This is a genomic window from Phenylobacterium sp. (assembly GCF_031984885.1).
Classification (GTDB): Bacteria; Pseudomonadota; Alphaproteobacteria; order Caulobacterales; family Caulobacteraceae; genus Phenylobacterium.
Window position 1 is genome coordinate 24,127 of record NZ_DAMABV010000015.1, and the last position, 20,383, is coordinate 44,509.

Annotated in this window: 26 protein-coding genes; 4 read left to right on the plus strand and 22 right to left on the minus strand. The window is 66.6% G+C overall.

All coding sequences use genetic code 11. The features are described from left to right. Positions 1 to 67: 67 nt before the first annotated feature. The 4 genes from RTL41_RS17605 to RTL41_RS17615 all read left to right on the plus strand — a co-directional run bounded on the left by RTL41_RS17605 (position 68) and on the right by RTL41_RS17615 (position 2,191). Positions 68 to 415 (plus strand): hypothetical protein, encoded by a 348-nt coding sequence (locus RTL41_RS17605; RefSeq protein ID WP_303696924.1) that lies wholly within the window; start codon positions 68 to 70, stop codon positions 413 to 415. A gap of 72 nt (positions 416 to 487) precedes the next feature. Then, the gene (locus RTL41_RS20905) at positions 488 to 829 is read left to right on the plus strand and encodes a Rap1a/Tai family immunity protein (protein WP_409418347.1); all 342 of its coding nucleotides are present in this window, start codon (positions 488 to 490) and stop codon (positions 827 to 829) included. A gap of 98 nt (positions 830 to 927) precedes the next feature. Beyond that, a complete protein-coding gene (locus RTL41_RS17610) occupies positions 928 to 1,851 on the plus strand; it encodes a LysR family transcriptional regulator (protein ID WP_303696926.1) in 924 nt (307 codons plus the stop codon). Then, positions 1,814 to 2,191 carry a hypothetical protein gene (locus RTL41_RS17615; protein WP_303696928.1) on the plus strand — a complete coding sequence of 126 codons (378 nt, stop codon included), beginning with the start codon at positions 1,814 to 1,816 and terminating at the stop codon, positions 2,189 to 2,191. The genes RTL41_RS17610 and RTL41_RS17615 overlap by 38 nt, the downstream gene beginning before the upstream one ends. A 14-nt stretch (positions 2,192 to 2,205) precedes the next feature. Here the strand turns inward: RTL41_RS17615 and RTL41_RS17620 are convergent, their stop codons facing one another. The 22 genes from RTL41_RS17620 to RTL41_RS17720 form a co-directional block, all read right to left on the minus strand. After that, on the minus strand, positions 2,206 to 2,427 hold the full coding sequence (locus RTL41_RS17620) for a DUF2274 domain-containing protein (RefSeq protein WP_303696929.1): 222 nt from the start codon (positions 2,425 to 2,427) through the stop codon (positions 2,206 to 2,208). Then, the gene (locus RTL41_RS17625) at positions 2,424 to 3,647 is read right to left on the minus strand and encodes a TrbI/VirB10 family protein (protein ID WP_312166380.1); all 1,224 of its coding nucleotides are present in this window, start codon (positions 3,645 to 3,647) and stop codon (positions 2,424 to 2,426) included. Before RTL41_RS17625 ends, RTL41_RS17620 begins: the two co-directional genes overlap by 4 nt. After that, entirely contained in the window at positions 3,644 to 4,660 is a 1,017-nt protein-coding gene (trbG, locus tag RTL41_RS17630; protein ID WP_312166381.1) for a P-type conjugative transfer protein TrbG, read from the minus strand. The genes RTL41_RS17625 and trbG overlap by 4 nt, the downstream gene beginning before the upstream one ends. After that, on the minus strand, positions 4,657 to 5,340 hold the full coding sequence (gene trbF, locus RTL41_RS17635; RefSeq protein ID WP_312166382.1) for a conjugal transfer protein TrbF: 684 nt from the start codon (positions 5,338 to 5,340) through the stop codon (positions 4,657 to 4,659). Before trbF ends, trbG begins: the two co-directional genes overlap by 4 nt. A gap of 5 nt (positions 5,341 to 5,345) precedes the next feature. After that, positions 5,346 to 6,650 (minus strand): P-type conjugative transfer protein TrbL, encoded by a 1,305-nt coding sequence (gene trbL / locus RTL41_RS17640; protein WP_312166383.1) that lies wholly within the window; start codon positions 6,648 to 6,650, stop codon positions 5,346 to 5,348. Continuing rightward, positions 6,647 to 6,898, minus strand: coding sequence for a putative entry exclusion protein TrbK-alt (trbK-alt, locus tag RTL41_RS17645; protein WP_312166384.1), 252 nt, complete (start codon positions 6,896 to 6,898; stop codon positions 6,647 to 6,649). Before trbK-alt ends, trbL begins: the two co-directional genes overlap by 4 nt. 4 nt (positions 6,899 to 6,902) lie before the next feature. Continuing rightward, the gene (trbJ, locus tag RTL41_RS17650) at positions 6,903 to 7,619 is read right to left on the minus strand and encodes a P-type conjugative transfer protein TrbJ (protein ID WP_312166385.1); all 717 of its coding nucleotides are present in this window, start codon (positions 7,617 to 7,619) and stop codon (positions 6,903 to 6,905) included. Next, positions 7,616 to 10,051 (minus strand): conjugal transfer protein TrbE, encoded by a 2,436-nt coding sequence (trbE, locus tag RTL41_RS17655; protein ID WP_312166386.1) that lies wholly within the window; start codon positions 10,049 to 10,051, stop codon positions 7,616 to 7,618. Before trbE ends, trbJ begins: the two co-directional genes overlap by 4 nt. After that, positions 10,048 to 10,308, minus strand: coding sequence for a VirB3 family type IV secretion system protein (locus RTL41_RS17660; protein WP_312166387.1), 261 nt, complete (start codon positions 10,306 to 10,308; stop codon positions 10,048 to 10,050). Before RTL41_RS17660 ends, trbE begins: the two co-directional genes overlap by 4 nt. Further along, on the minus strand, positions 10,308 to 10,640 hold the full coding sequence (locus RTL41_RS17665) for a TrbC/VirB2 family protein (RefSeq protein WP_054725809.1): 333 nt from the start codon (positions 10,638 to 10,640) through the stop codon (positions 10,308 to 10,310). The genes RTL41_RS17660 and RTL41_RS17665 overlap by 1 nt, the downstream gene beginning before the upstream one ends. Next, entirely contained in the window at positions 10,637 to 11,575 is a 939-nt protein-coding gene (gene trbB / locus RTL41_RS17670) for a P-type conjugative transfer ATPase TrbB (protein ID WP_312166438.1), read from the minus strand. The genes RTL41_RS17665 and trbB overlap by 4 nt, the downstream gene beginning before the upstream one ends. 221 nt (positions 11,576 to 11,796) lie before the next feature. Next, positions 11,797 to 12,225 carry a CopG family transcriptional regulator gene (locus RTL41_RS17675; protein ID WP_312166388.1) on the minus strand — a complete coding sequence of 143 codons (429 nt, stop codon included), beginning with the start codon at positions 12,223 to 12,225 and terminating at the stop codon, positions 11,797 to 11,799. A gap of 8 nt (positions 12,226 to 12,233) precedes the next feature. Then, positions 12,234 to 14,207, minus strand: coding sequence for a conjugal transfer protein TraG (locus RTL41_RS17680; RefSeq protein ID WP_312166389.1), 1,974 nt, complete (start codon positions 14,205 to 14,207; stop codon positions 12,234 to 12,236). An 11-nt stretch (positions 14,208 to 14,218) separates the two neighbouring features. After that, complete coding sequence (locus tag RTL41_RS17685) at positions 14,219 to 15,976, minus strand: DUF3363 domain-containing protein (RefSeq protein WP_312166390.1); 1,758 nt, start codon at positions 15,974 to 15,976, stop codon at positions 14,219 to 14,221. Positions 15,977 to 16,214: 238 nt separating this feature from the next. After that, entirely contained in the window at positions 16,215 to 16,940 is a 726-nt protein-coding gene (locus tag RTL41_RS17690) for a lytic transglycosylase domain-containing protein (RefSeq protein WP_312166391.1), read from the minus strand. Positions 16,941 to 17,130: 190 nt separating this feature from the next. Further along, complete coding sequence (locus RTL41_RS17695) at positions 17,131 to 17,463, minus strand: DUF736 domain-containing protein (RefSeq protein ID WP_293845053.1); 333 nt, start codon at positions 17,461 to 17,463, stop codon at positions 17,131 to 17,133. Positions 17,464 to 17,499: 36 nt separating this feature from the next. Continuing rightward, positions 17,500 to 18,057 carry a S26 family signal peptidase gene (locus RTL41_RS17700; protein ID WP_312166392.1) on the minus strand — a complete coding sequence of 186 codons (558 nt, stop codon included), beginning with the start codon at positions 18,055 to 18,057 and terminating at the stop codon, positions 17,500 to 17,502. Continuing rightward, positions 18,054 to 18,560: a DUF2840 domain-containing protein gene (locus tag RTL41_RS17705; protein ID WP_312166393.1), complete on the minus strand. Its 507-nt coding sequence runs from the start codon at positions 18,558 to 18,560 to the stop codon at positions 18,054 to 18,056. The genes RTL41_RS17700 and RTL41_RS17705 overlap by 4 nt, the downstream gene beginning before the upstream one ends. Further along, positions 18,557 to 18,823: an AlpA family transcriptional regulator gene (locus tag RTL41_RS17710; protein ID WP_061937696.1), complete on the minus strand. Its 267-nt coding sequence runs from the start codon at positions 18,821 to 18,823 to the stop codon at positions 18,557 to 18,559. The genes RTL41_RS17705 and RTL41_RS17710 overlap by 4 nt, the downstream gene beginning before the upstream one ends. A gap of 129 nt (positions 18,824 to 18,952) precedes the next feature. Beyond that, positions 18,953 to 19,621 carry a DUF2285 domain-containing protein gene (locus tag RTL41_RS17715; RefSeq protein ID WP_409418348.1) on the minus strand — a complete coding sequence of 223 codons (669 nt, stop codon included), beginning with the start codon at positions 19,619 to 19,621 and terminating at the stop codon, positions 18,953 to 18,955. Next, positions 19,515 to 19,736 (minus strand): transcriptional regulator domain-containing protein, encoded by a 222-nt coding sequence (locus RTL41_RS20910; protein WP_409418349.1) that lies wholly within the window; start codon positions 19,734 to 19,736, stop codon positions 19,515 to 19,517. The genes RTL41_RS17715 and RTL41_RS20910 overlap by 107 nt, the downstream gene beginning before the upstream one ends. Positions 19,737 to 19,871: 135 nt before the next feature. Continuing rightward, the gene (locus tag RTL41_RS17720) at positions 19,872 to 20,144 is read right to left on the minus strand and encodes a DNA -binding domain-containing protein (protein ID WP_293845131.1); all 273 of its coding nucleotides are present in this window, start codon (positions 20,142 to 20,144) and stop codon (positions 19,872 to 19,874) included. Positions 20,145 to 20,383: the final 239 nt, after the last annotated feature.

The following is a 20,383-nucleotide window of genomic DNA, read 5'->3' on the forward strand; positions in this document are numbered from 1 at the left end:
ACGACGGCCAGTCGGGCCGCGACCGCCGCCCGTTCATCCCCCGGCCCCGAAGGAAGTGGAACGGAACATGGCTAGCAAACGAACTCTCGTCATCGGAGCCAGCGCTGCTGTGTTGGCGGTGGCAGGCGTGGCGCTCGCGGCGCAGCAGAACCATGAGGCGAACGAAAACCGCATTATCGGCGAGCATAGCGAGGAAGAAGTCGCACTCGACCAGGTGCCGGCGGCCGCGATGAACGCCGCACGCACACGACTCGCGTCCGTCCGCGAAGCCGAGCTGGTGACCAGAAAGGCGGACGGCAGCACGCTCTACGAGATCGAAGGCAAGGACCAAACTGGCAAGAACGTGGAGCTGTTCGTAACGCCGACAGGCCAAATCCTCGGGAATGAAAACGACAGCGATGAGGATGGCGACTGAACTCTCACTCGCCTGAATGGGCCTGAATGAGGGTAAGGCCCATTCCTTGACAACAACATCCGAGGATCAAGTATGTTTAGGACTATCGGTTATAGCATCGGAGCGTGTCTATCATCCGTCGTGCTCGCTGCTTCTAGTTATGCGCAGGAACAACCGACTCACACGAACGGCTCTGAACTTGTTGCAAGTTGCCGCGCCAACAACCCAGCGTGCGGCGCGTACCTTCAAGGCGTGCTGGACATGATGATAGTGGCGCGGGGTAGCGAGTGTGGGGCGCCGCGTTACGATCGGAATAGATTGCGTTCAGCCTATCTGCGCTGGGCAGAAGACAATACCTACTTCATGGACGTTCACATGGTCGCTGGCGCCGAACAAGCATTGGCTGAAGCTTGGCCTTGCTCGCCACGACGATAGGAGGAAGTTGCGTCATTCCCAATCGCTCCGCAGCGGCGCTCAGATAGGGTTGTTTCTGGCAGGTATCTGATATCACTGAACGGAGTAAGGAGTTCCGCTTGCCCTTTGAAATCCGCCAGCTTCGTTATGCTATCGCCGCTGCGGATCATGGTAGTTTTTACAGAGCCGCGCGGGCACTTGATATTGAACAATCGACCCTCAGTCGCTCCATTTCGAAATTGGAGCGCTCGATAGGAATGTCTATCTTCGAGCGGTCGCGGGCTGGGGTCAAAACGACGCTCGCCGGAGCCGCGTTTATTCGTGGCGCGCGACCAATGGTGGCAACGGCAGATAAGCTAGTCACCATGATGCTTGCAGCCGGCCAGGGCCGCGCTGGCGGTTTACTGCTCGGGTATAATAGTTCGGTCTCCGCCGGCAATCTCCGAGCGACCCTCATTAGCTGGCGCGAAGCGCATCCTGACGTCGAACTGGAATGCGTCGAGGCGGATCGCAGCGTTCTGCTCGCTGGGCTCGACACGGGCGAAATCGACATAGCGATCCTGGTGGGGACGCCCAGCCACAACGGGTTTCGCTGCGAGCCGCTATGGAGCGAGCGGATGCTAGCCGCGTTGCCCGCCTCACATCCGTTGGCTCAACGTGACATCATTCACTGGACGGATCTTCGGGGCGAGCACTTCCTTCTACCTGCGGCCGATCCCGGCCCGGAAATCCGCGACATGCTGCTTGGCAGACTTCCGATCTCAGGCGGTAAGCCTGACATTCGGATGTCGCGGGCGAGCCGTGAGACCGTGCTGAGCATCCTCGGCGCCAACTCGGGCGTCACCATTGTCTGCGAGGGATCGACCGGAGCGATCTATCCTAGTGTCGTCTATCGGCCGATTCATGGCGAACAAGGGCCGGCACTGACAGGATATTCGGGTTGCTGGCGAGACGACAATCGCAATCCAGCGTTGCGGCGCTTTCTTGGATTCATCAAGACCCGCTATGCTCTGTCTTTTGATTTCTCGAGAAGATTTCGGTAAACTAGACATCCAGTTGGTGGAGTTAGTTTCGATGTCACAAGGCAGGACCATAATCATCGTTCTTGTTACTTTAGTCATCGGCTTCACAGGCGGTTTTTTCTTGCGGCCGGTCCTCGCCCCCCTTCGTCAAACAGCGGTCGCCGTCAGTCCGGCTGCCGCCGCGCCTCAGCCGACCGCAGCGCGCGGCACTCAGTATTTTGCGGCCAATCTCGACGAGGCTCGGCAGATCGTAGCAGGGTGTCGTGACGGCTCGGTGCGCGGTGATGAATGCGCCAATGCCGAGCAGGCAGTTATCGAGGCCGATAGCCGGGATCGCTTCAAGCGTTTCACCGGTAACTGAAGGCCGGGAATCCCTTAACTGCCTTGCGCGCGGTTGCGACGAAAGCCGCGGTCGGTGTCCATGAAGCGTGCAAGCATAGGCGCGATCAGCTTTTCCGGCGGCATAGGTTGCTGGCCGGTCTCCGCCGCGAGCGCGGCGGCGTAGGCGACAAGATCGCGGTGGACCCCGGCGGGCAGCTCCACAGCTAGTTTGACAGGCCGATCGTCCACCAATGGCCCCAGCTTCAATTTTGTCATCGTGTCGCTCCCAAAGGTTCGAGCACTAGGTCGCGGGTGATGACCACGCGCAGCGGATGGCCCGGCCGGATGGTAAGGGTCGGCTGCACGTTGAGCTGCCGCCGAACGATCTGCTGGCCGGTCTGATTGATCGTGTCCTGCGAGCCGCGCCGAAGCGCGCGGGTCAAATCATCCTCGCTGTCGGCTCCCAGCTCGGCGCCGACGCCGAGCAGCGTCGAGACGGCCGCGGCCCTGAGCAGATTGCCCCAATGCTGATTCACGCGGTCCTGTAGGCCCGCGAACCCAGCGCCGTCCGCGCCGGGCTGGCGCTCGAGAACGATCGAGCGCCCGTCCGGCATGATGAGCCGGTCCCAGGCGAGGAGAACACGGGTCTGCCCGGCGGTGATCTCGCTGTCGTATTCGCCGATCAGCCGGGCACCTTGCGGGATGAGCAAGATGCGGCCTGTCGGGCTATCATAGACGTTCTGCGTCACCTGCGCCGTTATCTGGCCGGGCAGATCGGACCTGATCCCGGTGATGAGCGCCGCCGGGATGATGCTTCCGGCCTGCACGATGTTGGGCGACGGGGGTGCGGTCAGCCGCTCCGCGCTCACCGTTCGCTGGTTCGAGGCTTGCGCCATGAAAGCGCGCCGTCCAGCTTGATCGCCCTGCGCTGCGCTCGCCTGCTGCGATGGCTGAGCGGCTTGGTCGGGCAAGATCAGCGATGGGGCCGGCGCCGTTCCAGCGTTGCCCGCGTTGCCGCCGAGGAATACGCCACTCATGCGGGCAGCGTCGCGTTCCTGCTGGGCGCGCTGACGCGCAGCCTCCTCGGCCTGCACGCGCGGATCAGGTTGCGCCGGCTGCGTGCCGATCGGCGGCACGGGCACGTTCTCGCCGCGCTGCTGGGCGGACACGATCGGGCTGCCGAGGTCGCCGGGAAGTGGCGGCCCAAGGCGCGGCGCTTGAGCATAGTCCCTCGGTCCCGAGGTGATGGTCTCGGCCGTGGCGCGGCTCTCGGTGTTGTAGAGTTCTTCCGCCTGCCGTTCACCAGCCGGTTTGAGCGCGTAGATCAGCGAGCCGCCGATACCGAGGCCGGCGGCCACGCCTATGACTGTCAGCGCCTTTCGGGACAGACGCATGACGCGGGGCGGATCGCCTCGAAGCTGGAATGGCTTTGGATCGGCGGGAAGCGGCTGCGGCGCGGCCGGCTCGGTGGAGGGAATGTCGGTGCGATCGTTCACGGCCGCCGCTCCCGTCCATCGTCGCGCACGATGCGGACGCGCTGTTCATTGCGCCGATCGCCCAGGCGCAGCTCGGCGGCGGCGAACAGCCGGTCCACCACCATGTAGCGGCCCTGCACGCGATAATTGACTAGCTCGGCGTCCCCGGCCGCGCCGGTAACGAACAGCGGCGGCATCTCGCCCTGCGAGATCCCCGCCGGAAACTCGATGAACACCTGCCCGGAGTCGTCGAACGCACGAACGGGACGCCACGGGGCGCGGTCGCCCTCGATGCGATAACGGAAATTGAGCGAAGTCACGTCCACGCCGGTCGCGGCCGGCGCGACCGCCGCAGCGGCGATGTTGCCGCCGCGCAGCGCGATGAGCTGATCTTGCGGGTAGGTCCACGACACAGAGGCCATGTAGGTCGCGGGCGTCGCACGCAGCTCCAGATGATAGGTGCGGCGATCGGTGTTGATGACGAGGTTGGTGGCGAGGTCTGCCCGCGTCGGCTTGACGAGGATGTGGACGCGCGCAGTCGGACCCGCGCCGCTGATCGTGTCGCCGATGATCCAACGAACGGTGTCACCGGCCGCGACTGGCCCCGGTCCAACTAGCTGCTCGCCTTCCTGCAAGGCGATGTCCGTCACTTGGCCGGGGGCGGTATAGACCTGATAGAGCGCGCCATCCGTCCAGGGATATTGCTGGATGGCATTGAGGAAGCCGTCACGGGCCGGCTGCACCCGCGCGGCGGCGTTTGCATCGCCGACGCGCCTACGGGGATCGGCCGGCTCCGATACGCCAGGCGCATCCGACAATGGCTTGAGCTGACCGGGAAGCGGCAACGGTTCGGGAATCGTAACGATCTCCACCGGGCGCGGCGGTTCCGCGGCCGGGGTCGCGGCCACCTCGCGCGGCGGATCGTCGTAAGTGATGGCGGGCGGCCGGGCGGACGTAGTGGCGCAGCCGGCGAGTGCGGAGGCGGAAACGAGCAGCGCGGCGGTGGCGGCGCGCCGGAAGGGAATGCCGATCATTGCGACAGCTCCTTTGACCAGTTGAGGGCATTGACGAACACACCGAGCGGATTCTTGCGGAGTGCATCCGGCGTGCGAGGCGGCTGCACGACGATGGTGAGGATCGCCGACCAGCGTTCGGTGGCGGCGAGGCTGCCGTCCTGATAGCGGCGCTCCGTCCAGGCGACGCGGAAGCTGTCCGGCGAGGCGCGGATGACGCTAGATACGTCCACCGCCACCTGCACCCGCCCTACGTTGGCAAACGGGTCGTTGGCGCGAGCATAATCGTTGAGCGCGACCGCGCCCCGATCGGTGGTGAAGTCATAGGCGCGAAGCCAGTTCTGACGAACGATGACCGGATCGGCCGGCACGCTCCTGACTTGCTCGATGAAGCGGGCGAGATGGAACGCGATCTGCGGATCGGTCGGGCGGTAGCCGGCCTCGGCCGGCGCGACCGCCTGCGTCTCGCCGAGCCGATCGACCTGCACCACCCAAGGGACGATATGGCCACGGGCCGATTGCCAGACGAGGCCGCCAGCCAGGCCGCCCGAAAGGGCGAGCGTGCCGAAAAATGCGAGGCGCCAGTTTTTCGCCTGCACGCGCGCCGAACCAATCCTGTCGTCCCAGGCTTGGGCGGCGCGCTGATAGGGCGTGGCCGGTTCGGGGGTCTGGCCGTAGCGGATGGTCGGTCGTCGGAACATGGCAGCTAGTCCTTCTGATGGAGATCGACGGACGAGCCGCTTCCCCCGCCGTCGCCGGAACGCAGGGTGTGGGCGGCGATCGTCGCGCCGTGGGTCATGGTCTGGCGGCGCTTCATGGCCGACGCCCAAGCAGGCCTGTCGTCGGAGGCTGGTGCCGGTGGCGAAGCACCTCCTGAAATCGCGCCTCCTGTCGCCGTGACTGCGGCGCGACCGCCGGAGCGATAGCTGTCTTTCAGGGACGCGGCGGCCTTCCGTAGCGGGGACATCGCCGCACCCGCCGCCGTTTGGCCGACACCGGCCGCGCCGCCCGCGACGGCGGCTGCGCCGGTCTTGCCTGCCGAGCCGAGCGCATAGGCGCTGCTGGCGGCGCCGGAAGTAAAGGCGCTCCCTCGTGCCGCGCCGCCGATCGCGCTTGCGACCGCACCGGCACCGAGGCGTGCGGCGGCCGCACCGCCAACCAGCGCACCGCCTGCGGCGAGCGCGGTTCCGGCGGCTGCGCCCGCGCCCAGCGCCGGCCCGCCTGAAACGATGCCGTTCGCTACGCCGGGGCCGAAGATCGCCAGGCCAAGCAGCGACAGCGCGCCGAGTGCGATCGACATCGCTTGCTCCAGCGTGGGCTCAGGGCCAGCGGCGGCGGTGAATTGACTGAACAACGTCGTGCCGATGCCGGTGATGACGGCGAGCACGAGAACTTTGATGCCGGTGGAGACGACATGGCCCAACACCTTCTCGGCCATGAAGGCGGTTTTGTTGAAGAAGGCGAACGGCAACAGCACGAAGCCGGCGAGCGTCACCAGTTTGAACTCGATCAGCGTCACGAAAATCTGGATCGCCAGGATGAAGAAGGCGATGACGACAAGTGCCCAAGCGAGCAGCAACACGACGATCTGCACGAAGTTGGTGAAGAACGAGATTGGACCGACCAGCTCGCCTGCGGCAACGATCAGCGGCTCACCCGCGTCCAAGCCGGTCGCGGCGATGAAGCCGGGCCGCATGAAGTCGGCGATGCTCATTGCATCCCCCGTCGCCTGCAAGCCCAGCCCTGCGAAGGACTGGAACACGATCGCCGCAAGCGTCGAGAAATTGCCGATGATGAAGGCAAAGACGCCGATGTAGAGCGTCTTTTTGATGAGGCGTTGAAGCACGTCCTCATCGGCGCCCCACGCCCAGAACAGGCCGGCAATCGTCAGGTCGATGGCGATCAGCGTGGTTGAGAGGAACGCGATCTCGCCGCCGAGCAGCCCGAACCCGCTGTCGATGTAGGTCGTGAAGACCTGTAGGAAGTTGTCGATGACGCCGGTGTCGTTCACGGCTGATTGCCTTCCCTGCCGAAGAACCGACGTTGATGCGCTGCCCATGCCGCCTCGCAGCCGGAATCCGGCATGGTGAGCGCGCGGCAACGTGCGAGTTCTGCCGTCAAGGGATCGCGCTCGGCACGTGCCGTCGCGGCGTTGGCCGCCTCCGGCACGCGCGGCTCGGTGACGGCGGCGATCACCGCCACCGTCATCATGAGACCGGCCAGAGCGGCGACCCCGGCAATCTTGGCGGCAGCCGACATCGGCTCAGTTGCCGAGGAAGCGGCGGAAGCGCTCGCGCCCCTCGGCTTCGGCCGCTGCGTTTCGCGCCGCCTCCAGCGACTGCGCCCGGCCTTGGGCGGCCAGCAGCGCCGCGATGTCGGCGAGCTGCTGCGATTGCAGCGCGAGAAGCTGGTTGCCAGCCTGTGCCGCTTGGAGCGCGCCTTGAGATGATTGGCTCGCCGACACGAGGCGGTCCATCGTCGCGCGCGAGCCGTCGATATTCCCGACCACTCCGGCTTGAACGCGGAGCGCGTCCTGAAACGCGCCTACGCTGGTCTCCCACCGCTCGCGCGCATTTGCGACGAGCTGCCGTTGCGGGACCGACATGGCGCCGGCGGTGTATCGGCTGGTGAAAGCCTGGTCGATCTGGCCCACGTCATAGGCGATGCGCTGCGCCTGACCGAGCAACTGCTGGGTCTGGCGCACTTGACCCTGCAACTCGGCGAGCGAGGATTGCGGGAGGCTCGCCAGATTGCGGGCCTCGTTGAGCAGGGAAGTCGCCTGATTCTGAATCTGGCGAATCTGATTGTTGATCTGCTCCAGCGTGCGCGCCGCGGTCAGCACGTTCTGCGCGTAGTTGGTCGGGTCATAGACGATCCCGCCGAGCTGCGCGTAGGCTGGCATGGGCGCCATAATCGGCGCGATGGTCGCTGCGGCGAGGACGCCGGCCAGAATGGCGCGGCGCAGGGGAAGTCGGGTCATAGCGGTAACTCCTGCTGGCTGGGGGGAAGAAGCTCGATCGCCCACGCGCAGCCGCGATGGCGCAGCCATTCGGCCGCGAAAGCAGCTTGGCCGTGGGTTTCGATGATGTCGGCGATGCGGAGCTGATCGGCCTTGGCCGACGCGGCTGAGAAGGCCAGCGCGACCTCGCCCAGCCCCAGCTCGAACAGCCGGTTGCCGCGCCGGGACTGGCAATAATAGTCGCGCTTGGGTGTCGCCCGGCTGAGGATTTCGATCTGGCGGGCGTTAAGCCCGAACCGCTCGTAGATGGCGGCGATCTGCGGCTCGGCGGCGCGCTCGTTCGGCAGGAAGATGCGCGTCGGGCAGCTTTCGATGATGGCCGGAGCGATGCTCGACGTTTCGATGTCCGCAAGGCTCTGCGTGGCAAAGACGACGCTGGCGTTCTTCTTGCGAAGGGTCTTCAGCCACTCGCGGAGCTGCGCTGCGAAGTCCGGGCTGTCGAGAACCAGCCAGCCCTCGTCGATGATGATGAGTGTAGGCGAGCCGTCCAGCCGCCCGCCGATCCGGTGGAACAGGTAGGACAAAACGGCGGCGGCGGAGCCGGCGCCGACCAGTCCTTCGGTCTCGAACGCCTGCACGGCGGCTTCGCCCAAGCGCTCGTCCTCGGCGTCGAGAAGCCGGCCCCACGGCCCGCCGATGCAATACGAGGCGAACGCCTGTTTGAGCTGCTGGTTCTGCAACAGCACGGCAAGGCCGGTCAGCGTGCGTTCGCTGACCGGCGCCGACGCCAGCGAGTTGAGCGCCGACCAGATATGCTCCTTGGCCTGCGGATCGACCGCGACGCCTTCGGACGCGAGGATCGCCGCCAGCCATTCCGCCGCCCACGCTCGCTCGGCCGGATCGTCGATGCGGGCGAGCGGTTGGAGCTGCACCCCGTCTCCGGTTTCGTCGGCAAGCATTCCGCCGAGATCCTGCCAGTCGCCGCCCATGCCGATCGCGGCGGCGCGGATGCTGCCCCCGAAGTCGAAGGCAAAGACCTGGCTGTTCTCGTAACGGCGGAACTGCATCGCCATCAGCGCGAGCAGGACGGATTTGCCGGCGCCGGTCGGGCCGACGATCAGCGTGTGGCCGACATCGCCGACGTGAAGGGAAAACCGGAACGGGGTCGAGCCTTCGGTTCTTGCGTAGAGCAAGGGGGCTGCACCGAAATGCTCGTCCCGTTCCGGCCCCGCCCATACTGCTGACAGGGGGATCAGGTGGGCGAGATTGATGGTGGAAATTGGGGGCTGGCGAACATTGGCGTAGGTGTGGCCGGGAAGGCTGCCCAGCCACGCCTCGATCGCGTTCATCCCCTCGGGGATGACGGTGAAGTCGCGGCCCTGAATGACCTTCTCGACGAGCCGCAGCTTCTCGGCCGCGACGGCTGGATCGCGGTCCCATACCGTCACCGTTGCGGTGACGTAGGCCATGCCGGCATAATCGGCGCCCAGCTCCTGCAAGGCGGTGTCGGCGTCGGCCGCCTTGTTCGAGGCGTCGCTGTCTAGCAGCGTGCTCGACTCGTTGGTCATCACCTCCTTCAAGATGGCGGCGACGGACTTACGCTTTGCGAACCACTGGCGACGGATGCGGGTAAGCAGCTTGGTCGCGTCGGTTTTGTCGAGCATGATCGCGCGCGTGGACCAGCGATAGCCGAACGCCAGCCGGTTCAGCTCGTCGAGCAGCCCCGGAAACGTCGAGCTGGGAAAGCCCGTAATGGTGAGCGTGCGGAGATGATGGTCGCCCAGGCACGGCTCCAGCCCGCCGGTCAACGGCTGATCGGCGAGCAGCGCGTCGAGGTGCATCGGGGTTTCCGGCACCCGCACCCGCTGCCGCCGCGTCGAAATCGTCGAATGGAGATAGGTCAGCATCTCGCCGTCATCGAGCCAGCGGACTTCGGGCACAAAACCCTCGACCAAATTGAGCACGCGGTCGCTGCGATCGGTGAAGCCCTTGAGCAGCTCCCACGGATCGACGCCGGTGGTTGACCGGCCCTCGTAAAGCCAGCCTTCAGCCCGCGCGGCTTCCTCGGCCGGCGGCATCCAAAGCAGCGTCAGGAAATAGGCGCTCTCGAAATGCGCGCCTTCCTCACGGAACTGTTCGCGGCGCTCCATATCGACCAGCGCAGAAACGGGATCGGGAAACTCGGACTCGGGATAATCGAGCGCGGGACTGCGCTGCGCCTCCACGAAGATCGCCCAACCTGAGCCCAGGCGCCGGAGCGAACTGTTCAAGCGCGCCGTGGTGGCGACCAGCTCGGCCGGCGTCGCACTGTCGAGATCAGGGCCGCGAAAGCGTGCGGTGCGCTGGAACGACCCGTCCTTATTGAGCACCACGCCTTCGCCGACCAGCGCGGCCCAGGGCAGGAAGTCCGCAAGGCGCGCGGCCTTGCTGCGATATTCGCGCAAGCTCATCATGGCTGCATCCATGTCGGGAAGCGAAGATGGCGCCGGGCCACGTCCACGAACTGCGGATCGCGCCGTGCAACCCATACGGAAAGCGCGTGGCCGATCGCCCAAATGACGAGGCCGGCGATCCAAAGACGCAGGCCGAGCCCGATCGCGCCCGCCAGCGTCCCGTTGACGATGGCGAGCGACCGCGGCGCGCCGCCGAGCAAAATCGGCTCGGTCAGCGCCCGGTGGACGGGGGCATAGAAACCTGCTGCGTCCTGCATCAGACCAGCGCCCCGCCGCCGAACGAGAAGAACGACAGGAAGAAGCTCGATGCGGCAAAGGCGATGCTGAGGCCGAACACGATCTGGATCAGCCGGCGGAAGCCGCCGGACGTATCGCCGAAAGCCAGCGTCAGGCCGGTCACGATGATGATGATGACCGCGACGATTTTCGCCACCGGCCCCTCGATGCTTTCGAGGATGCTTTGCAGCGGCGCTTCCCACGGCATCGACGATCCGCCCGCGTGGGCTGGAACGGCAAAGGTCAGCGCGACGACGCTGGCGGTGGTGGCGAGCATGGCGCGACGCGCGCCATGCCGAATGGCATGGATCATGGCAGGTCTCCGGGCTGGGGTTTGGGAAGCGGGGTAAGGCGGTAGTCGCCGGTCGCGGCGTCGAGTCCTTCGACGCGGGCCAGCTCGGCGAGATGCCGGCCGTGCGCGTCACGGACCAGCACTGCGATCAGGTCGATGGTCTCGGCGATCAGCGCGCGGGGGACCGTCACGACCGCCTCTTGAACGAGCTGCTCCATGCGGCGGAGCGCGCCAAGTGCGGTGCCGGCGTGAATGGTGCCGATGCCGCCCGGATGGCCGGTGCCCCAGGCTTTGATGAGGTCGAGCGCTTCGGCGCCGCGCACTTCGCCGATCGGGATGCGATCCGGCCTGAGCCGCAGTGACGAGCGGACCAGCTCGGACAGCGACACAACCCCGTCCTTGGTCCGCATGGCGACGAGGTTGGGCGCGGCGCATTGCAGCTCGCGCGTGTCCTCGATCAGAACGATGCGGTCGGTGGTCTTGGCGACTTCGGCAAGAAGCGCGTTGACGAGCGTGGTCTTGCCGCTGCCGGTGCCGCCTGCGACGAGAATGTTCGCGCGGGCCGCTACGCCATCGCGCAGCGCCGCAGCCTCGGCCGGCGACATGATCCCGGCCGTCGCATAGTCGTCGAGCGTGAACACCGCAACGGCAGGCTTGCGGATAGCGAAGGCGGGAGCCGCAACGACGGGCGGCAGCAAGCCTTCGAATCGTTCGCCACCCTCCGGTAGCTCGGCCGACACGCGGGGGCTGCGAGCGTGAACCTCGACGCCGACATGATGCGCGACCAGGCGCACGATGCGTTCGCCATCGGCGGCGGTCAGCGTCTCGCCGGTATCGCTGACTCCTTCACCGAGCCGATCAAGCCACAACCGCCCGTCCGGGTTCAGCATCACTTCGATCACGGCCGGGTCGTCCAGCCATGCCGCGATCGATGGCCCGAGCGCGGTGCGCAGCATCCGCGCGCCGCGCGTCTTGGCCTCGGATCGGGTCGGGTGAACGGTCAAGGAACTGGCTCCTGCGAAGGGCCGGGCGAACCGCCGCCCGGCTGTCGGGGCACAGCAAGAGACGCATAAATACATCTGCCGCAACAGCTACTTGCGGGCGTAGTAGAGGGGGCGGCAGATACGTTGCCGGCGGCGGAATCGCCTTTCGACTACACGGTGGTTGGTGCGTCTATTCAGTCCGACTCGGATGAGGCGGAGCGCGGCCAGACATCTTCCGGTATCTCATCCCTCAAGCTCTTGCCGCTGGCGAAGCGCCGGCCGAGCGTCTCGACGAAACCCTCGTAGCGCTTGCGCCCCTTTACCTGCGCGGCCGCTTGATCCTCGTCCGGCAACGGCGGTGTGACCGTCAGCCAGAACCGCACAAATAATGTCAGCGCCTCGGTCGTGAGTCCGGTGTCGCGCTCAAGCCGCTGGACCTGACGCGACAAGCGATCGAGCCGTCGAGCGAACGCCGCCTCCATGCGGTCGGCGCCGTCCGGCGAGAGGTAGGAGGCGACCGCCGCCTCCACGATCGCCGAGCGAGAGATGCGGCGACGGATCGCCAGCTCGTCCACCTGCTTGGCGAGCGCTGGCGGGAAATAGACATTGAGGCGGGTCCGCATAATCCCTCCTACAGCTCGATGCCGTCGCCGGGGTCGAGCGACGCTTGACGCGCGAGACCCTGCATCCGGCGCCGGACGGCAGCTTGCCGAGCCGCGTCATCCTGTTCGTCATCGACAATCGCAAACTCCTGCGCCGGGGGCGGCGATGTCTCCGGCGCGATGGCGACGTGCTCGGGCAATTCGGGCTCACGGCGCAGCCCGCCGTTGGCGGCATCCTCCTGCGCCCGGACGATCCGCGCCACGTCGGCCGGATCGGCGGCGGCCGAGCGCCCGGTCCAGTCGTCCGGCTGCGTTGTGCTTGCGGCCGGCTTGGGGGCATCCGTAATTCGCTCTGCAAGCCGATGGTCCTGAAAATAGCGGGCCTTCTTCGCGCGGATCGGGTGAACGCCCGCGACCATGACGATCTCGTCGTCGGGCGGAAGCTGCATCACCTCGCCGGGCGTTAGAAGCTGGCGAGCGGTCTCGGACCGCGACACCATCAGGTGCCCGAGCCACGGCGACAGGCGATGCCCGGCATAGTTCTTCATCGCCCGCATCTCGGTGGCGGTGCCGAGCGCGTCCGACACGCGCTTCGCCGTGCGCTCGTCGTTGGTGGCGAAGCTCACGCGGACATGGCAGTTGTCCAGGATCGCGTTGTTCGGCCCGTAAGCCTTCTCGATCTGATTGAGGCTCTGCGCGATCAGGAATGCCTTGAGCCCGTAGCCGGCCATGAACGCCAAAGCGGACTCGAAGAAGTCGAGCCGGCCTAATGCGGGAAACTCGTCGAGCATCAGCAACACGCGGTGGCGGTTGCCCTTCGGGATCAGCTCCTCGGTCAAACGGCGCCCGATCTGGTTGAGGATGAGGCGGATGAGCGGCTTGGTGCGCGATATGTCGCTGGGCGGCACGACCAGATAGAGCGTCGCCGGCCGTTCGCCCTCCACCAGATCCGATATGCGCCACTGGCAGGCCCGCGTGACCTGCGCCACGACAGGATCGCGGTAGAGACCGAGGAACGACATGGCCGTGCTGAGCACGCCCGAACGCTCGTTGTCCGACTTGTTCAGCAGCTCCCGCGCCGCGCTGGCAACGACGGGATGCACGCCGGACTCGCCAAGGTGCGGCGTCGCCATCATCGCTGCCAGCGTCTGCTCGATCGTGCGAGCTGGATCGGAGAGGAAGGACGCGACGCCGGCCAACGTCTTGTCCGGCTCGGCATAGAGGACGTGAAGGATCGCACCGACCAGCAGCGAGTGCGACGTTTTTTCCCAATGGTTCCGGCGCTCCAGGCTGCCTTCGGGATCGACCAGCACGTCCGCGACGTTCTGCACGTCGCGCACCTCCCATTGGCCGCGCCGCACCTCCAGCAGCGGATTGTAGGCGGCCGACGCGGCGTTGGTCGGATCGAACAGCAGCACCCGGCCGTGGCGGGATCGAAAGCCGGCGGTCAGCGTCCAGTTCTCGCCCTTTATATCGTGGACGATCGCCGAGGCCGGCCAGGTCAATAGCGACGGCACAACCAGGCCGACGCCCTTGCCGCTCCGGGTGGGTGCGAAGCACAACACATGCTCGGGACCGTCGTGACGCAAATAGTCAGCAGCGAGCTTGCCGAGCACGACACCGTTCGCGCCAAGCAGCCCGGCCGCCCGAACCTCCCGCGTCGTCGCCCAGCGTGCCGAGCCATAGGTCTCGGCGTTCTTCAATTCGCGCGCACGCCACACAGACATTCCAATGGCGACGGCGATTGACACGAACCCGCCCGACGCGGCGATGAAAGCGCCGGTCTTGAAGATGGCTGGCGCGTATGCGTCAAACGAGAACCACCACCAAAAGAAGGCTGGCGGCGGATAGACACGCCAGCCGCCGACGATGAACCAAGGTGGCCCCAGCTCGGGTTGATAGGCCAAGGCCGCGGCGGTCCATTGCGTCGCGCCCCACACACCTGCGAGCACGATCAGAAAGACTGTGATGATCTGGCCCCACAGGATTTTCGTCGCGGACATAGCTGTCTCCTTCAGAGGCCGAGGCCGCGCTTGCGGCCCAAGACTAGGTCGATCCCGCCACCAGCGCGGACGACGCCGGACACTTGGCGGCCGAGCTTCTGTTCGAGCGCGCTGGCCCAGGGCACGAGACGGAAGCCAAGCCCGTCGTCGATCATGGCGAAGCGACCGGAGGCGAGTGCGAGGCGCTGGCGGACTATGCCGGCAATCTTCTCGCCGGAGGTGGTCGGGCGATACGCAAGGCCCGTTTCGCCCGCGATCTTCGCGCCAACTGAGTCCAGCTCACGTTTGCGCAGCGTGTCGAGCAAGCCGCGCTCGAACACCGTGCGTTCGCCATAGCGTCGCGCAAGCCCCTCGCGGACAAGTTGATCGGTGCGCGCGTCCATCGCCCGGCGCACCTCCGCGCCGAAGCCGCCGTCCGCGACACCCGTGCCACGCTCGATCAGCCGATGGTCAAGCCAGGTCGCGCCGGGCGCCTTCACCTGCGCGGCGATGTCGAGGTCCGATCGCGTGGCGAGGATCAGGGTGTGCTTCGGCTCGCCCGGCTTGCCTATAGCGCGCAGCTCGACGATCCCGCCGAGCGTCGGGCTTTGCTCCAGCGATTCAATGCCGGGCAGCCGCACATGATGGGTGCGGCCGTCCGTGCCGTCGATCACGGCATAGGCTGCGCCATACAGCTCGTCGTGCAACCCCTTGTCGATCAGCCGGCCGACGATCGGCTTGTCCGGCGCGCCGCTCACAACCGCGTAACTGTCCAGCGGCCGGTCCTGCCCGTGATCTTTCAAAGCCTGTCCGATGGTGCGGATAATGTCGCGGCGCGCGGCCAGCTCACGCAGCTTGGCTTGCGCGCCCTCGGCGACCGCCCACTGTCCAGGCTCGCCTTCAGCGGCCAGCCCCATCGTCTCCAGATGCTGCAAGCGGCCGACCATCAACCGGCGGAGGCGCGGATCGTCCGGGCCGGGCCGCTCGGTTCGCAGGTCGATGACGCCCAGCTCGTCGGCCGCGCGGCCGATCTCGGTATCGAGCCGCGTCCAGCGCTCGGCAGCCACTTCGCGGTCGAGCGCGCGCTGCACTTCATGCTCAGGCTTCGGCCCAAGTTCGGCCTGCGCCAGCTCCTCGGCATGGGAACGCAGGTTGTGGCTGATATAGTCCCGCGCCATGACAAGATCGGTGCCGGTGTCGGTGACACCGCGCACGAGCATATGAACGTGCGGGTTGTCGGTGTTCCAATGATCGACTGCGACCCAATCGAGCCGCGTCCCCAGGTCCGTTTCCATCTGTCGCACGAGATCGCGGGTGTATTCGCGCAAGTCGGTCAGCTCGGCCGCGTCCTCTGGCGAGACGATGATGCGAAAATGATGCCGGTCATCCTTGCACCGCTCGGTGAAACCGCGATCGTCGGCATTGTCTCCGGCCGCGTCGAACATGCGCGTCGGCGAACCGTCGCGGGTGACGCCTTCGCGCTTCAAATAGGCGACGTGCGCGGACAGCGGCGCCATGCGCCGGCCGCCGCGACTGCGATGGCTCACGGGTAGCGCCTTCACCATCACTCGGCGACCCGAACCGAATAGCCGGCTGCGGGCAAACGCGGTGCGTCCCCGGCCAAAACTGGATTGGCCACCTCGGCGCGGGCCGCCCCCGGTGCGCCGGCCGCCGCTGTGGATCGCCGCGACGCGCAGCACCTCGGCCACCAGGCCACGGGCGTTCCGGCCTTGCGCCTTGCCGCGCTTGGCCTTGCCGGGCCGGATGCGAAACTCGTTGTCTTCGCTCACGGCCGGACCGCTTTCGGCCGTGAATGGCCCGTGGTGCCATTCGAGACGTTGATTTTGCTCGCTTTTCCCTTCCGCGCGGCACGCGCGCCGACCGACGCCCCCGCGTGAAGCCACGGAAAAGCCTTGGCTTTTCGGCGAAACGGGGTGCGGCTTATATCTTGCCCTCGCACTTCCCCTCTGCTTCCTGCCCTCCCGGTTCCCTTCTCGAATCCGGCGGCCGATCGTGAGCGAGCGCCGATCATTGCGGTCGGCCCGCGCGGGCGCGGGGGACGAACAAGGTATCCGCCTGCGTCTCCGGTGACGAAGGAGCAGCGCGCTCTTGCGCTTCCGCGGCGCGCGCCGCGACCGATCCCGGCGCATCGGATGTGTCGTCCGATTGCGCGGCAGACGGCGCGGACCCGCTGCCTGTGATGCGGACGAACAGTGCTGCACGACGCCAAGCGAAGCGGTCCGGCGGCGCACTCACCGCCGTTTCGACCGCACCAGGCGCCCCGACTACGGTTGTAAGCTGGGCGAGGTAGCCAACCGTCTCGGCGGGCAGCGGACGGCCGCGCGACACATAGTCGTCGTAGCGCCCCGGTCCCGCATTATAGGCCGCCAGCATCGCGCTCGCGTCGCCGTAGCGGTCGTGCATCTCGCGCAGGTAGGCCGCGCCCGCCATGATGTTGTCGCGCACGTCGAACGGGTCGGGGCCGAGACCGTAACGGGCGCGCAGCCCCGCCCAGGTCGCGGGCATGATTTGCATCAGTCCCATCGCGCCAGCCCGCGAGACGGCGCGCGAATTGCCCCGGCTTTCGACGCGCATGACCGCCCATATCCACGCTTCGGGAATCCCGAACCGCCGCGCGGCATCGGCGACATGACCGGCGTAGGGATGGGCTGCGGCCGGGGCGGCAAGGGGCGCTTCTTGCGCCCGAACCGTTCCCGGCGCAGCGCCACCGGACAGCAGGACGGCGGCAATCAATATGGCCGATCCGACTCCGCTTCGCCGCCAGCCTGCCAGCGTGCTCGCTGCGGTAAAGGGTTCGCGCAAAGCGCCGGCCTTCGGCCGCCCTTGACCTCCGCTGCGCGCGCCGGCCGGCCTTGGGCCGAGCGGGACGAAGGGATGACACGACTTTCCCGCAAACAAAGGGATGAACATGGATCGCACCGGCTCAGTCCTGCTCGCGCGACTTCGGCTGGCGGTTCCAGCGCAGCGACCAGGCCGATTTGTCGCCCGTGTTCTGGAACAACGCGGCGCGGATCGGCTGCGCGAAAGCGGGGTCGTCGATGCGCAGCGAGACATAATCCCCGGCGCGCTCGCCGGTCTCGTTCCAGCCCGCGCCGATCTCCGGGCCTTCGCTGTCGCCGCGATGGACGCGCCAGTCCGGCGCCTTTTCGGCGTCGGTCGGGTCGGCGGCAACGATCGAGATGCGGACGTCGAGCGTCACTGTCTCGATGATGCCTTCATAGCCGTTGGCGGTGCGGAAAAAGCTGCCGATCTGCATGGGAATGTCCTTTCGTTTGGTGGGGTGGATGCGGCGTCAGGACCGGGCGGCACGCCACGTCAGCGGCGCTTCGGGTGTGTCGCGGGTGAGGATCGGGATCGCGCGGCCGAGCACGGTCGAGGCCGGCAACGGCCCGAAATAGCGCCCGTCCAGGCTGTCGGGATGGTCGAGATTGAGAAGCAGCAGTTCGCCGGTCGCGAGCGTGCGGCAACCCTGCCACGCGGGCAGCGGACGGCCGATCCGGTCACGGATCAGAGCGGCGGCAACCACCCGCCCATCAACGCTGACCGTTACGCCAGTCCTGCAAACGCGCTTTCCCGCCTTGGCTGCGACATGCTTCAACAGCGGCACGTCGCGGCCGAGATAGCCGCGCTCGGCCATCCACCGCGCCAGCGGCGCGGGCGGCGCGACAGCGACAAGCGCGCCAACGGGCGGATCGCTGTCGGGCTGTATACGATAGAGGCCGAGCGGTGCGCTCGCGCTGGCGTTCCAGACGACGCGCGGCAGCGGATCGGTGAGCGCGATGGCAGCGAACGATAGGACGAACGCTGACGCGGCGAAGGCTGTCGCGCGGAGATAGAATTGGCGCGTCATCCCTCGATCTCCCGGCGCTTAAGCCAGGCGCGATGACGCTCCTTCGTGTAGGGACGCGGGGCTTGTCCGGCAGCGATGCGGTTATGGACGTGTCGCCAATGGTCGGGAGCGGCGTCACACGGATCGACGCCGGCCGGTTCGGTCGCGTCGATCGCCGCGAGAACCTGACTGACTTTGGGCCAGCCCTCGATCTTGAGCAGGATGTCGCCACCCGGCCGCACGAACGGCAGCGTCGTGAACGGCTCGTCCGCGCCGACTGCGCGCACGATGTCGAGGCGCGAGACTACCGTGCCATAGTCGTTCGCCGCCCAGCGGACGAACGCGAAGATCGCGCCGGGCCGAAAGCGCACGATGCGACGGTGACGATCAACGATCTCGTCCACGGCGATGCGGCCGAACCTGATCCAGTGCTCGATCCGCTTTTCGATCCAGGTCAGTTCAACGCGAGTCATGCCGTCGTCGGACGGCTGACGGTGACGCATGGGTGACGGCGAGATGGTCATCGCCGACTCCGGGCGATCACCGAATCCGCGCGCGGCATGAGGTCGTCCTGCCCCGGATCGGAGGTCGAATGCTTAATGCCGATGTCGGCCCAGGCCCGCAGGTCATCGACCGAATAGACGACGCGACCGCCGATCCGGCGGTAGGCGGGGCCGGTGCCGAAGTAGCGGTGCTTCTCCAGCGTGCGGCCGGAAAGGCCGAGAAAGCGCGCGGCTTCCGGCGTGCGCAGAAAGCGGGGTGGCAAGTTAGTGGGCGTATCGGACAAGTGACGGCTCCTGCGGGCGGTGGCGGCAGGAGGCGTAATTGTCAGAATGGAAACGGCCGGGTGGGGTATGAAGATGTGCAGCTACGCGGATGCGACCACCCCCAAAGGGCGGGACCGGGAGGAGCCGAGTCAGCGAATGCGGAGCAGTTTGCGATAGTCGCCGTTCATCATCGCTATGCCGTCGCGGACCAGCCGCACCGCGAATGAGCGTGATGCCGACATCTTCCAGTCGCTCGCGGACAGCTTGGTCGCATCTTCGCGCCCCAGCTCGGCAGCTATCTGTCGATAGGTCGCGCCGCCATTGCGCAGGTCGAGCGCGCGGAGCATCAGGTCGAGGCGTGCCAGGCGGTAGGTCGTAAGCGGCCAGCCGCGTGGCAGCGGCCCCGCCGCCCGGCCGAACAGGCGGCGGTGGAAGCGCAGCAGGCTCGCAATGCGCGTGATGAAATCCTTGTCGAGCGGGATAACGGCGGCGAGCGGCCGGCCAGGCTGCGGATCGCGCAGCCAAAGCCGATGCTCGCCGGCCGCGTCGGCGACGATGACGTGGCGTCCGTCGATGCCCGCTTCGTCGGCGAGCAGCGCGCCGAGCGCGTGCGGATCGACCGGGGCGGCCGTCTCGAATTCGTCCGGCGCGGCGTCGAGGATGACGGTGACGGCGGTCAGTTTCGGGCGCCAGATTACCGGGTCTGAGAGATCATCCGGCGCCGTGGCGAAAGGATAACCCCCAGCGCCGCGCGAACGCCGTCTCGGCTGCGTTCTGCGCGACGGCGCCGCTCGCGATGCGCTGCTGCATCTGCGCATGTTCGGCGCGGTAAGTGCGGTTTCGCCGGAGAAACTCGGCGGCAATTTCGGCGCGCCCGAGGGCGTCGGGCAGTCCGCCGGCGCGCCGCTGGCGACGCCCTGGCGGCGTCGGCATTGCATCCTCCCAACCGCGCTTGGCGCGGATTCTAGGAGTCCAACATCTTCCGGTTGTCCTCGCCAGGATAGCGCAAAGACCGCGAACAACCGTGCAACGAGGGCAGCGAGAATGCTTCCGAATTGGAGTTAAATCTTAACGGTTTAGCCGACTTTCGCAGCCAAGCAGATGCGCGTATCCGATCTCCGTCATCCACCGCGCGCGCGCAAGGTGGCTTTCGTGCATCGCCTTCGCGCGATCGGGCTCGGCGCCCACGTCGATGCCGAAGATTGTCGCGGCGGTCTCCTGCCAGTCGGTCCCGTCCGCCTCCGCATCGAGGAGGCGGAGATAGACCATCAGATGTCCCTCGTCATAGCTGGTGAGCTGCGGGGAATCAGGCGCTCGGTCATGAAAATGGTTGTTGCCCATCATGCTCTCACGTCTTGGCCTGTGTTAACCAATAGACCCTCGGCGAAGCATTTTCGATGCGCTTGCTCGGCATAACTAGGTGCGCAATCCGCATTGCTCGACAATCACCCACGGAGCTGCTGGTTTGCGGTGCGCCCCCGCAAACAGCTCCTGAACCCGTGATCGGGGAGTGGTAAACCGCGTTTAGTCGGCCCTACGACCTTTAGCACCGGAGCGCCTGGACATACGTCGCAGGCTCC